Origin of the sequence: Burkholderia sp. E168m15 (assembly GCF_016586105.1) — a bacterium.
Classification (GTDB): domain Bacteria; phylum Pseudomonadota; class Gammaproteobacteria; order Burkholderiales; family Burkholderiaceae; genus Burkholderia; species Burkholderia orbicola.
In genome coordinates this window covers 37,814-50,854 of sequence record NZ_BCPO01000148.1, presented here as the reverse complement: position 1 = coordinate 50,854, position 13,041 = coordinate 37,814, and the positions used below count along the sequence as shown (strand labels likewise).

The 13,041-nt window shown below is 68.3% G+C and carries 8 protein-coding genes and 1 pseudogene; 4 read left to right on the top strand and 5 right to left on the bottom strand.

Going from position 1 to position 13,041, the window contains the following annotated elements; genetic code table 11:
• The first annotated feature begins 60 nt into the window (after positions 1 to 60).
• Positions 61 to 420: a type II toxin-antitoxin system RelE/ParE family toxin gene (locus tag JMF86_RS21665; protein ID WP_006479224.1), complete on the top strand. Its 360-nt coding sequence runs from the start codon at positions 61 to 63 to the stop codon at positions 418 to 420.
• A 74-nt stretch (positions 421 to 494) separates the two neighbouring features.
• Positions 495 to 791, top strand: a complete 297-nt coding sequence (locus tag JMF86_RS21660; protein ID WP_006479223.1) for an XRE family transcriptional regulator — start codon at positions 495 to 497, stop codon at positions 789 to 791.
• A gap of 99 nt (positions 792 to 890) precedes the next feature.
• On the opposite strand, the gene JMF86_RS21655 is transcribed toward JMF86_RS21660, so the two are convergent.
• The 3 genes and pseudogenes from JMF86_RS21655 to JMF86_RS21645 all read right to left on the bottom strand — a co-directional run bounded on the left by JMF86_RS21655 (position 891) and on the right by JMF86_RS21645 (position 7,557).
• Positions 891 to 2,165: an APC family permease gene (locus JMF86_RS21655; protein ID WP_041489487.1), complete on the bottom strand. Its 1,275-nt coding sequence runs from the start codon at positions 2,163 to 2,165 to the stop codon at positions 891 to 893.
• 141 nt (positions 2,166 to 2,306) lie between these two features.
• Positions 2,307 to 6,810 (bottom strand): annotated as a pseudogene (locus JMF86_RS35315) (DEAD/DEAH box helicase).
• 222 nt (positions 6,811 to 7,032) lie between these two features.
• Entirely contained in the window at positions 7,033 to 7,557 is a 525-nt protein-coding gene (locus JMF86_RS21645) for a metal-dependent hydrolase (protein ID WP_006479220.1), read from the bottom strand.
• Positions 7,558 to 7,955: 398 nt separating this feature from the next.
• On the opposite strand from JMF86_RS21645, the gene ggt reads away from it, so the two are divergent.
• Positions 7,956 to 9,677: a gamma-glutamyltransferase gene (gene ggt / locus JMF86_RS21640; RefSeq protein WP_201317145.1), complete on the top strand. Its 1,722-nt coding sequence runs from the start codon at positions 7,956 to 7,958 to the stop codon at positions 9,675 to 9,677.
• Between the two features lie 83 nt (positions 9,678 to 9,760).
• Here the strand turns inward: ggt and JMF86_RS21635 are convergent, their stop codons facing one another.
• Positions 9,761 to 10,684 carry an alpha/beta fold hydrolase gene (locus JMF86_RS21635; RefSeq protein WP_011547885.1) on the bottom strand — a complete coding sequence of 308 codons (924 nt, stop codon included), beginning with the start codon at positions 10,682 to 10,684 and terminating at the stop codon, positions 9,761 to 9,763.
• Between the two features lie 350 nt (positions 10,685 to 11,034).
• On the opposite strand from JMF86_RS21635, the gene JMF86_RS21630 reads away from it, so the two are divergent.
• Positions 11,035 to 11,484 carry a helix-turn-helix domain-containing protein gene (locus tag JMF86_RS21630; RefSeq protein WP_011547884.1) on the top strand — a complete coding sequence of 150 codons (450 nt, stop codon included), beginning with the start codon at positions 11,035 to 11,037 and terminating at the stop codon, positions 11,482 to 11,484.
• 182 nt (positions 11,485 to 11,666) lie between these two features.
• On the opposite strand, the gene JMF86_RS21625 is transcribed toward JMF86_RS21630, so the two are convergent.
• Positions 11,667 to 12,983 carry a TolC family protein gene (locus JMF86_RS21625; RefSeq protein WP_012338298.1) on the bottom strand — a complete coding sequence of 439 codons (1,317 nt, stop codon included), beginning with the start codon at positions 12,981 to 12,983 and terminating at the stop codon, positions 11,667 to 11,669.
• Between the last annotated feature and the right edge of the window lie 58 nt (positions 12,984 to 13,041).

Genomic DNA, 13,041 nt, shown 5'->3' with positions numbered 1-13,041 from the left:
TAGCCGTCGTCGGGGTGCTTGGCATATCGTACCGTTTTTGATACGATGGACGACAAGACGATGGCGAGACAGCAGATTCAGGTCACGCTCGGCGTGCGGTTCTTCCGGACGGCCCGCGGCCACGAGCCGGTGCGCGAATGGCTCCATGCGCTCGGGCAAGCGGAGCGAAGGGCGATCGGCGAAGAGATCAAGACCGTTCAACTCGGCTGGCCGCTCGGCATGCCGCTGGTCCGGAAGATGGCGAAGGATCTGTGGGAGATCCGCGTGATGGTGCCGGGGCGAAGCGCACGCGTGCTGTTCACGGTCGTCGGCGACACGATGGTGCTGCTGCACGGCTTCTTCAAGCAGTCGCGGGGCACGCCGTCGGACGATCTCGACGTGACCGTCGCGCGCCTGAAAACGCTGACGCGCGCCATCTGAATTCCCCGGTTGTGCCGGAACGCACCGTCTCCGACGGTCGGGCGGCCGGCAACGCCATGCACCTGGAGTACGACATGACGACCACGAACAATCCGTATATCGGCAGCGATTTCGACGCCTTCCTCGAAGCGGACGGCAATCTCGAAGCGGCCACCGCCACCGCGATCAAGCGCGTGATCGCGTGGCAGATCGGGCAGGAAATGAAGGCGCAGCACATCACCAAAACCGCGATGGCCGCGCGGATGAAAACCAGCCGCGCCGCACTCAACCGCCTGCTCGACGAAACCGACACGAGCCTCACGCTCGCGACGCTCGCGAGCGCGGCCGCCGCGCTCGGCAAACGGCTCAGCTTCGAGCTGGTGCCGGCCTGAGCGGCGCGAACGAACGGCGCGCGGCGGCCGGATCGGCGTGATGGTTCGCGCGACGGGTGTGGCGAGCTGGCGGGCGTCGACCCGCGGGCGCTTGCCGGGTCATCGACGCGGGCCGGTGATCTGCAGATAAAGCAGCGCACCGCCCGCAAGCAGCAGCGGGCACAGGAAATACCAGCCGGTCGTCACGAACAGCCCGGCGACCGCAATCAGCGAAATCCACGCGCAGCGGTACGCGATGCCGCCGCGCGGCAGCAGCTTCAGCGCGGCGGCCGCGCCGAGCCCGTACACCATCACGAAACATCCGGACGTCACGAGCACGAGCGGCTTCGGCCCGACGTCCGACAGCGCCGTGGCGGCCAGCGCGACGGCCGCCAGCACCGCGATCACGCCGAGGCTGCGACGCGGCACGCCGCCGACCTGGCTGCCCTGAGCGAGCCACGCAGGCAACGCGCCGTCGCGTCCGAGCGCCGCGCCGAGCTTGGCCGCGCCGGCGAAATACGCGTTCATCGTGCCGAGCGTGAGCAGCAGCGCGGCGGCGGCGGCCAGCACCTGCGCATGGCCGCCGATGCCGCCCGCGATCAGTTCGGCGAGCGGCGCGCCCGATGCGCCCGCGGAAGGCCCGAGCACCGTCACGCTCGCGGCCGCAACCGACAGATACAGGAACCCGACGACCACGACCGCGATGCCGGCCGAGCGCGGCATGTCGTGCGCCGGCCGGCGGAATTCGGCGGCGAGGTGCGTGATGGCTTCCCAGCCGGCGAAGCTCCACACGAGCAGCGCGGCGGCCTGGCCGACCGCGAGCCAGCCGTGCGGGGCGAACGGATGCAGGTTCGCGGCGCGCGCATGCGGCGCGGACGCAAGCACCGCGGCGAGCAGCAGCGCGACGAGCAGTGCCGACAACACGAGTTGCATGCGGCCCGACACTGTGACGCCGAATGCGTTCGCGGCCGATACGGTCGCGATCAGTGCGGCGGCGGTGACGATGACCGTCGTATGTCCGCCGCCCGTGACGGCCGCGACGTAGGCGCCGCCGAACATCGCGGCGGCCGGCGCGCCGGCCGGCACCGCGAAATAGAAGCACCAGCCGACGATGGCCGCGGCCTTCGGGCCGAATGCGCGCCGCGCGTAGGTCGACACGCCGCCCGCATCGGGATAGCGGGCGCCGAGTGCGGCGAAGGTGGCCGCGAGCGGCCCGGACAGCACGACGAGCGCGGCCCACGCGAGCAGCGAGGAGGGCCCGGCGACGTCGGCGGCGAGCGCGGGCAGCGCGATCACGCCGGTGCCGAGCACCGCGCCGATATAGAGCGCGGCGCCCTGGAAAATGGTCAGCGAACCCGCATGATGGGCAGCGGGCGAATCGGCATGCGAAGGCATGAGCGGCAGTCTCCGGAAGGTCTTGTTTTGTGTGGGCGACACGCGGAAGTTCGCGCGGTCCATCGTTCGATGCTACCCGAACGATGACGCTCGCGCGGCGCGGCGATCAGTAGTCCGGTGCCGCGTGCGTGTCAGCCGATGTCAGCAGGAACGCGCGAGCCGCAGACGTGCCTCCTCGCGCGCGGCGGGCGGCAGGTCGGGCGCGTAGTGGAACGTACCCGATACCAGCGATGCGACGGGCACGCCATCGCGAAACAGCACGCGGTTGCCGGCCAGCGCCGGCACCTTGTCGCCGGGCAGCAGCGTGCCGGCGAGATTCAATGGGTCGGCGCCCGTCACGCATACGTATTGTCCGTCGCCCGGTTGCCGCCGCAGTTCGCGCAGGATCGGGATGGCCTCGGGCAGCGCGAATTGCTCGCCCGCGAACCCGGCGACGAAGCGTCCGCCGCGAATCTCGCCGCGTGCTTCGAGGCGTTGCAGCACGCGCACGAGTTCGCGCCAGCTCGGCAGCCAGTCGGCTTCGCGTTCGAGCAATCGCCAGAACACGACGCCGTAGCGGCGCAACAGCGTCCACACGATATGTTCGAGCGCGTCGGGATCGGTCGTGGTAGGGCCGCGTTTCGGCGTGGGCGCGTCATCGTCCGGCGGGGCCTGACGTTGCACGAGCGCCCAGCGCCCTGCGTCGTCCATCCCGCCGATCAGCGCGCCGCCGCGTCGCGTGCGTGGCGCATAGGTCGCGCTGCGCTTGACGGCCGGCTTCAGCAGCGCGCGCAGGCCCGCGTAGCTGTCCGCATTCACGAGGCCGGCCGACACGAGTTCGCCGAGCGCCTGTTCGAGCTCGATGGGCAGCATGTGTAGCTCGTCGAGCAGCGCATCGAAGAACATCGCGCCGAGCGCGGCGAGCGCGTCACGCACTTGCGTGGCGCGCGCGGACTGTGCCGGTTGCGCATCAGGGTCACGCAGCGCCTGCCATGCGGAAAGATGGCGGCGCGGCAGCAGCACGATCGGCGTGGTCTTCACGGGCGTACCGGCCGCGCGCGCCGGCGCGCCGATGCGGGTCCATACCAGCTTGCCCGAGCGGCACAGCTCGTCGAGGCCGCCCGCCGTGTAGTCGGTGAGCCGCGCGGGCAGCAGCGCGTCTTCCCACGCGCTCGCCGCGGCCTCGTAGCCTTCGAGCTGTTCGACCACGGCTGCCAGCGCGTCGCGGCCGGTGCCGCGCGTGTCGGGTGTCAGGTGCTGCCAGTGGAACAGGAAGCGCATGAAATCGGCGCGTTCGACCGGTTCGATCTCACGGCGCAGCCGCTTCACCGTATAGCGATGAATGCGCGCGAGCAGATGGCGTTCGCACCATTCGTCGGTCGTCGCGCCCGGCGTGAAGCGGCCGCGCATCACGTAGCCTTCGCGTTCCAGCGCGGCGAGCGCCGTCGCGATCGACGCGGGCGGCAGGCCGAGCGGCGCGGCGATCGCATCGAGCGTGAGCGGCCCGAAGCCGGTGAGCCGCGCGCGGATCACGTCGACGAGCGCCGCATCGGCTTCCCACGGCTGCGCGCACGCGGCCGGCACCTTGAGCGCGGGTGTCGCGCGGGCGTCCGGATGCAGCGCACGCATGCAGACGAGCCGCTCGACCGGCACCCACAGCGCGGCGCCGCCCGGCGTCGCGAGTTTCGTCGCGCGGCGGCGTTCCGCGAGTTCCGCGAGTCGCTCGGGCCAGCCTGCGTGCGCGTGCGCCTCGTCGTCGGCGACGCAGGCCAGGGTGAGCAGCGCATCGTGCATTTCGTCGGCGTCGCGCACGAGCGGCCACGCTTCGTCGCGTACCGCATCGATCGCGTCGGCGTCGAGCGCCCCGAGGTCATCGGCCGTTTCGGGGTCGCTCCAGCGGCGCGACTGCACGGCTTGTGTGCGGCGCTCCTCGAGCGGCGCATCGTCGAGGAACGCGTAGGGCTTCGCATTCAGGATCTCGGCCGCAAGCGGCGACGGCGCGGGCAAGTCGCGCGCGATGAGCTCGATCGCGCCGCTTTCGATCCGGCGCAGCAGCGCGAGCCAGCCGTCGGTGTCCATCGCGTCGTGCAGGCAGTCGTCGAGCGTCTGGTCGACGAGCGGGTGATGCGGAATCTCGCGTTCGCCGACGATGTTCTCGAGGCACGCGACCTGGTCGGGAAACACCGTCGCGAGCAGATCGTCGCTCTTCATCCGCTGCAGTTGCGGTGCGGTGCGCCGGCCGCCGGTGAAACGCGGCAGCGCGAGCGCGGTGGTCGCGTTCCAGCGCCAGCGCACGCCGAACATCGGCGCATCGAGCAGCGCCTGGATCAGCACGTGCTCGGCGCTGGCCGAACGCAGGTAGCGCCACACCTCGTCGAGCGCGAAGCTGTGCGCGAGCGACAGCGACAGGATGATCGCGTCGTCGGTTGCAGCGGCCTGCAATTCGAAGTTGAAGTTGCGACAGAAGCGCTTGCGCAGCGCGAGCCCCCATGCGCGGTTGATGCGGCTGCCGAACGGCGAATGGATCACGAGCTGCGTGCCGCCCGATTCGTCGAAGAACCGCTCCATCACGAGCGTGTCCTGCGTCGGCAATGCGCCGAGCGCGGCGCGGGTGCGGGCGAGGTAGTCGGCGATCTGGCGCGCGGCGTCGGGCGACAGGTGGAGATCGTCGACGAGCCAGCGCAACGCGGGCGCGAGGCGGCTTTCGGTGGGGGCGAGCGCGGTGCCGCCGGGCGCGTTGTCGGGCGAGGCGGGCGGCGCGTCAGTCTCGGCGGCCGCTTTTCGGGATTTGCCGCGGGTGGCCGTCTTGCCGGCCTCGGTGACGTTCGCGTGCTTCGCCGCGTTGGTCCGCGCCTGTCGATCGCCGTCCGCGAACAGCCCGTCGAGCCGCGCACGCAGCCGGCCGACCGCCGCCGACAGTTCATCGCTGCGCCCCAGCCCCTCGCCGAGCCAGAACGGAATGCTCGGCGATTGGCCCTGCGCATCCTCCACGCGCACGCGGCCCGTTTCCACGCGAATGATCCGGTACGACTGGTTGCCGAGCTGGAACACGTCGCCGGCCAGGCTCTCGATCGCGAAATCCTCGTTGACGGTGCCGACCTGGATGCCCTGCGGTTCGAGCAGCACCGCGTAGTCGGCCATATCGGGGATCGTGCCGCCGGAAGTGGTCGCGGTCATCATCGCGTTGCGGCGGCCGCGCACGGTGCCGCCGACCACGTCGCGGTGCAGGTACGCGCCGCGCACGCCGCGCCGGCTCGTGAATCCCTCGGCGAGCATCTTCATCACTTCGTCGAAGCGCTCGCGCGCGAGCCGCGCGTACGGCGCGGCGCGCGTGAAGCTCGCATACAGCGCGTCTTCCTGCCATTCCGCGCACGCGACTTCGGCGACGATCTGCTGCGCGAGCACGTCGAGCGGCGCTTCGGGAATCCGCAGCGCATCGAGTTCGCCGCGCTGCACGCAGTCGAGCAGCGCCGCGCATTCGACCAGCTCGTCGCGCGACAGCGGAAAGAGCCGCCCCTTCGGCACGCCGCCGACGTGGTGCCCCGAGCGGCCGACACGCTGCAGGAACGGCGCGATGCCGCGCGGCGAGCCAACTTGGCAGACGAGATCGACGTCGCCGATGTCGATGCCGAGTTCGAGCGACGCGGTGGCGACGAGCAGCTTCAGTTCGCCGCGCTTCAGGCGCTGCTCGGCGTCGAAGCGGTGCTCCTTCGCGAGACTGCCGTGATGCGCGGCGATCGCGTCCTTGCCGAGCCGGTCGGCGAGATGGCGCGCCATGCGCTCGGCGGTACGCCGCGTGTTGACGAACACTAGCGTCGTGCGATGCGCGGCCGCGAGCCCGGCGATGCGGTCGTACACCTGTTCCCACACGTCGGTGGCCATGACCGGTTCGAGCGGCACGTTCGGCAGTTCGAGCGCGAGGTCGCGCTCGCGCGTGTGGCCCGTGTCGACGATCGCGCAGTCGCGCGGCGCGTCGGCCGGCCCGCCGACGAGGAAGCGCGCGACCGCGTCGATCGGCTTTTGCGTGGCCGACAGCCCGATGCGCGGCAGCGCGCGCCCGGTCAGCGCGTCGAGGCGTTCAAGCGACAGCGCGAGATGACTGCCGCGCTTGGACGACGCCAGCGCATGGATTTCGTCGACGATGACCGAGCGCACGTTCGACAGCATCTGCCGCCCCGACGCGGACGACAGCAGCACGTACAGCGATTCGGGGGTCGTGACGAGGACGTGCGGCGCGCGCTTGCGCAGTGCGCTCGGCCTGCGTCGTATCGCCGGTGCGCACCGCGGTGCGGATCGCCGGCACCGGCAGGCCGAGCTGCGCGAGCGATTCGGCGATGCCGGCGAGCGGCGCGTCGAGGTTCACGTGGATGTCGTTCGACAGCGCCTTCAGCGGCGACACGTAGACGACCAGCGTCGCATCGGGCAGCGTGCCGTCGTGCGCGAGCGCATCGCGCACCAGATCGTCGAGCGCGCACAGGAACGCGGTGAGTGTCTTGCCGGAGCCGGTCGGCGCGGCCACGAGCGTCGACCGGCCGGCCTTGATGTGCGGCCACGCGAGCGCCTGCGCGCCGGTCGGCGCGGCGAACGTGCGTGTGAACCACGCGGCGACGACCGGGTGGAACACGTCGAGCGCACGGGCGGCAGGGCGGGTAGCGGTGACGTCCATCGGAGCGTTGAAATAGGGTGCGAGCGGGGTGCGAGCGCGCGGATGCATCGCACGCGAATCGAATCGTCAGTGTGCCAGACGTCACGGGTGCGTGCCGGGCATGCGTGCCGACGATTCACACTCAGGTGGGGGCCTGCGCTGCACTTTCAATGGACCGAAAGTTGCGTGCGATTCGGCACGTCGATCGCGTGCCCAATCGTGGCGAATTGCGTCGAATTGCAACTAGACGCGATGCAGCCAGCCGAGCCACTGCTCGATCAGCGGCGCACGCGACCACAGCGACTGCGCGAGCCACAGCGTGCCGCCCCAGGCGGCCGCGACCACGATCAAGTCGCAATGCCCGCTGTTCCACAGGTTCAGCGAATGGCGCCGCCAGATCCACGGTACGCCGAGCGGATTCGGCCAGTCGGCGAGCAGGTGCATCACGCCGCCGCAGGCGAAGCCGAACAGCGGTGCGGCCCACAGCGGATGCGGATGATGGATGAGCCCGTGCCAGCCGAGCGCAAGCAGCGCGACCCAGCCGATGCCCCAGTGCGTGAGGGTGCGATGTGTGATCCACAGGCGGCGCTTGCGGCTCCACCAGGCGACTTCGAGCCAGTCGGGCGCTGTGCCGCCCGCGACGCCCGCCGCGAACGCGGCGAGCATGCCCGAGTGCCACGGACCGGTTGCGCCGGTTTGCGCGACGAGGACGGCGGCGGCGACGCCGGCTGCGAAGCCGGACGCGTGATGTGCATTGTGTGATGCCATAGGGAGCGAGACGAAGCAACGTGAAGCGGCGCGTGCACGAAACGATGATGCGGCGCGCAACGGGGCGCTATCTTCGCAGATCGGGCTGTGCCGCGGGCGGGGCGTTCGCGGATTTTTTTACACGAGTTGCGAGGCTTGCCGCGCGGTTCGCAACTTTCGGTTTTTGTGCGGTGCGCGAAGCGCGCGCCGCAGGCGATGTCGAGCGATCCGCGCGCACGTCGCGGCAGCGCAACGTGACCGCGCGCACACAATCGCCATGCTTTCGTCGCGCCCCGCGTGTTCGACCCTTTTTTGTCGCCCTATACTACGAAGCCGGCGTATGGCCGTCGGCGCGCCTGCGGCCATCCACGGATCAGGTGCTCGTCGTGCCTGAAGGAGATCCACATGGGGGACATGCAATGACTACGCTGAATCGCTTCAAATCATCCGCAGCCGTGCTCGCGACGGTGGCCGGCATCGGCTTCCTGCCGAACGCGCCCGCCTACGCGAAAGGGCCGCAGCCCGCGGTCCTGACGAGCTCCGCGGTGGCGGTGGCCGACAAGTACAGCGCGGATGCCGCGGAGCGGATCTTCAAGGAAGGCGGCAACGCGATCGACGCGGCCGTCGCGATCGCGTTCACGCTCGCCGTCACGTACCCGGAAGCCGGCAACATCGGCGGCGGCGGCTTCATGACGATCTACAAGGACGGCAAGCCGTACTTCATCGATTACCGCGAGCGCGCGCCGCTCGCCGCGACGAAGGACATGTATCTCGACAAGGACGGCAACGTCGTCAAGGGCATGAGCCTGTACGGCCCGCGTGCGGTCGGCGTGCCGGGCACGGTGGCGGGCATGTGGGAAGCGCAGAAGCGCTTCGGCAAGCTGAAGTGGAAACAGGTGCTCGCGCCGGCGATCCACTATGCGCGCGACGGCTTCGTCGTCGACGAGCAACTGGCGCAGCGCGGCGTCGACGCATCGAAGGAGTTCGGCGGCAAGACCAACTTCGACAAGTACTTCTCCGGGCTGAAGGCCGGCGCGAACTTCAAGCAGCCCGATCTCGCCGACGTGCTGACGCGTATCGCCGACGGCGGCGCGGAGGGCTTCTACAAGGGCAAGACGGCCGAGCTGATCGCCGCGTCGATGAAGACCGGTGACGGCAACGGGCTGATCACGACCGAGGATCTCGCGCAGTACCGCGCGGTGTGGCGCCAGCCGGTGCAGGCGAAGTGGAACGGCTATGACGTGATCACCGCGCCGCCCCCGAGCTCGGGCGGCATCGGCCTCGTGCAGTTGCTGAAGATGAAGGCCGACCTGAAGCAGGACTTCGAGGGCGTCAAGCTCAACTCGCCGCAGTACATCCACCTCGTCGCGGAAATCGAGAAGCGCGTGTTCGCCGACCGCGCGCAGTATCTCGGCGATCCCGACTTCTACAAGGTGCCGATCGCGCAGCTGACCGACGACGCGTACATCGCAAAGCGTGCGGCCGAGGTCAACCCGAAGGAGCCGTCGGACACGAAGAGCGTGCAGCCGGCCCTCGGCACGACGATGCCGGAGAAGGCCGAAACGACGCACTTCTCGGTGGTCGACAAGTGGGGCAACGCGGTGTCGAACACGTACACGATCAACGGCTATTTCGGCTCGGGCGTGATCGCCGACGGCACGGGCATCGTGCTGAACGACGAGATGGACGACTTCTCCGCGAAGCCGGGCGTCGCGAACATGTTCGGCGTGGTGGGCAGCGACGCGAACGCGATCGAACCGAAGAAGCGCCCGCTGTCGTCGATGTCGCCGACGATCATGACGAAGGACGGCAAGGTGTCGCTGGTGATCGGCACGCCGGGCGGCTCGCGCATCTTCACGTCGATCTTCCAGGTGATCAACAACATCTACGACTTCAAGATGCCGTTGAAGGAAGCGGTCGGCGCGATGCGGTTCCATCATCAGCTGCTGCCGCCGAACACGATCTTCTGGGAGCCGTACCACCCGATCGAAGGCGAACTCGCGAAGCAGATCGAAGCGCGCGGCTATACGCTGAAGGGGCAGGACTTCAGCGGCGACATCCAGGTCATCAAGATCGACGGCAAGACGCCGGAAGCGATGGCCGATCCGCGCGGGCGGGGGGTGACGCGGATCATTCGGTGACGTTGACGTGAAGCGACGCGTGCGCGAAGCGACCGCGCACGCCATTCGGCAGCCGGTGTTTCGAGCCGGCTGCCGAAATTTTTTCAGCCGGTCGTTCGGATGAAATCCGCGATCCGCGCGGCAATGGCATCCGGCGCGTCCTCGAAGCAGTAGTGCCCGACGCCCGCCAGCCGCTCGATCGGCGCGGACGGAAACAGCGCGGTAAAGAGCGGCAGGAAGTGTTCGGTGCCGAGCGTTCGGTCGGCGTCTCCCCAGATCGCGAGCGCGGGCTTGCCGCGTATCGCGCGCAGCGCCGCCGCATCGGGTTCCTCGAACCGGTGCGCGCCGGCCGCGAACCCCCGTGCCCATCCGATCGCGCCGAGACAGTCGGCCGGTTGCGCGAACGGCGCGCCGTATGCGGCGATCCACGTGTCGGCGATGATCGCGTGGTTCTCGAAGCCGTTCAGCTTCAACGTGCTCAGGATGTTGAAGCCGAGCTGCCCGAGCACCGTTTCGAGCGTACCGTCGGCCGCCGCACGCATGATCCACTGGAACCACGGCGCCTCGCGGCCATTCGCCGTCAGGCGCTCGGCGAGATCGGTCTGCCCGAACGGCGTCGGTCCGTTGGCCGACACGATGCGCCGAATCCGGTCCGGATGCCGCGCGGCGAGCCCCATGCCGACCGGGCCGCCGAAGTCGTGCATCACCAGCGTGATGCGATCGAGGTCATGCGCGAGCACGAAACGCTCGAGATTGTCGATGTGATCCTGCAGCCAGTAGCTGCGGTCCTGCGGCGTCGCGCTTTTGCCGAAGCCCATGTGATCGGGCACGACGACGCGGTATGTCGGGCTCAACGCCGTCACGAGGTGACGGAACAGATATCCCCATGTGGGTTCGCCATGCAGGCACAGCACGATTTCGCCGTCGCGCGGACCTTCGTCCACGTAGTGCATCCGGAAGCCGGATGCGTCGTCGAAATGCGGGGCGAATGGAAAGGTGCCGTCGAACGTGGCATCGGACCGGATCATCGAATGCTCCTTCGGGGAGTTGGAGAGGATGGTTTCAGTCGAAACTGGTTCGAGCGTAGATGATTAGGTTTCAAGTTGCAACCTTGTAAATCATGAGGGCAGTTGCCGAATGCGGGGCCGATGAAGTGAGGCGACGTGATGAATCCCTCCAATTTATGGATTTATTGGTTGGAACGTATGAATTCATATGCCAATTCCGGCTGGAACGGTCATTCCGTTCATCGATCCCGAACAGTCGGCAACTCAGCATTGATCTTTTCTGAATTTGGTTTTATATTGAAACCATTCATTTCAACGAAAGCGATCACCGTCGAGCCCTTATCCCGGTCACGGCGTCGCCGCCTGCACCGATGAACCGACGCACCACGCACGAAGATTCCCTTTGCGGTGTCGCCCGCCCGCTGGACGCGATTGGCGACTGGTGGTCGCTGCTGATCGTCCGCGACGCGTTCGACGGGCTGCGCCGCTTCGGCGAATTCCAGAAGAATCTCGGCCTCGCGAAGAACATCCTGGCCGCGCGCCTGCGCAACCTGGTCGCGCACGGAATCATGGACGTCGTGCCGGCCGCCGACGGCGGCGCGCATCACGAATACGTGCTGACCGAGAAAGGCCGCGGGCTGTTTCCGCTGCTGGTCGCGCTGCGGCAGTGGGGCGAGGATTTCTTCTTCGAACCGGACGAGGCGCACGTGCTGCTGGTCGACCGGAAGACCGGGCTGCCGGTCAGGAAGCTGGAGCTGCGTTCGCAGGACGGCCGCGTGCTCGGCCCCGAGGACACGGTCGTGCTGCCGCCACCCGGTTGATGTACCCCGAATCGACGGGTGCCCCCGCTTCAACCACGTAGGCGGCTGCGCACGGGCGCAGTAAGCGACGAGCGGGAATCGCGATGCGCCGTCGTTGAACTTCCGACCGGCCGGCACATCGACATTTTTCTTGAAGGTTGTGTACGCAACCTTGCCCGGGATACCGACGTATGTGATCGCGTTCACCCCCGATCGCTCGCCGCGTTGCTTTCGAGGAAACTGTCCACCGCGATCAGCGATTGTTCGTCGAGCGTGCCGAGCACGCTTTTCAGCTTCAACTGAAGCTTCAGCGCATCGAGATAGCTGTCGAACAGCTTCTGCCGGATGCCCGAGATGTCGCGCCGCAGGTTCAGCGTTTCGTACGTCGTGCTGTAGCCGACCTGATGCGCTTTCATCGACGCATCGTAGGCGAGCCGCGCGGCCTGCAGCGACTGCTGCTGCGCGCGAATGCGCTTGCCGACCGATTCGAGCGCGGACAACGCCTCGCGGTGATCGGTGCCCAGTTGCTCCTCGACCTCGCGCAGCCGGTTGCGGTACTGCTCGGTCACGTGCTCGGCCTCGACCTGCCGGTAGTACACGCTGCCGCCGGAGAAGATCGGAATCGTCACCTGCACGCCGACCGCGCTTTGATGGAAATCCGAACGATCGGTGAGCCCGCGCAGGTTCGGGTTGAGCCCACGCGAATACGACGCGAACAGGTCGACGGTCGGCAAGTGTTCGGCGCTGACGCGCTTCGCGGCAAGGCGCGCGACCTGGACGTCGCGATAGGCCTGCCGGTACGCGGGGTTGTCCTGCGGCGCATAGTCGCCGGACGGAATGCGCGGCGACGACCCGCGCATCGCCAGCCGCGGCCAGCGCGAGAAATCGATCGTCGAACCGAGCAACGTCTCGTAGCGGGCGCGCCGCGCATCGACGTCGGTCTGCGCGAGCGCCTCGTCGGATTGCGCGAGGCTGCGGCGCGCCTCGATCTCGGCGGTGTCGCCGATCGTCTTCATCCCGAGTTGCGCCATGCGCCGCGTATCGCTTTCGAGTCGCGTGAGCGCGCTGACTTCGTCGTCGGCGGATTGCAGTTTCTCGCGCGCGCTCAGCAGATCGAAGCACGCGTTCGCGACCCGCAGGATCAGGTCCTGCTTCGCGACCTCGAGCTTCTGCTTCGCCGCTTCCTCGTACTCGGTCGCGCGCCGCATGTCGTACAGGTAGGGCACATTGAACAGCGCCTGCGTGACCTGAGCGGAACCGTATGCCGCGTTGCTCGACCCGCTGACGTCGATGCCGAACAGGTTCGCGTGCGTGCCGTAGCGCCCCCACTCGAGTTGCGCGGCGGCCTGCGGCAGCATCTGCGCACGCGCCTCGGGAAATTTCTGGCGGGCCGCATCGTATTCGCTGCGGGCCTGCAGGTAGCGCGGATCGTGCACGGACGCGTACTGGTAGGCGGTATCGAGGCAGAACGCACGGGCGTGTGCCGGCGCGCCGGCTATCGTTACAGCGAACAATGTCATGGTTGCAAGTCGGGGATTCCACTTAGTCGAAAATCTTGATAGGGAAATACCCGCATCC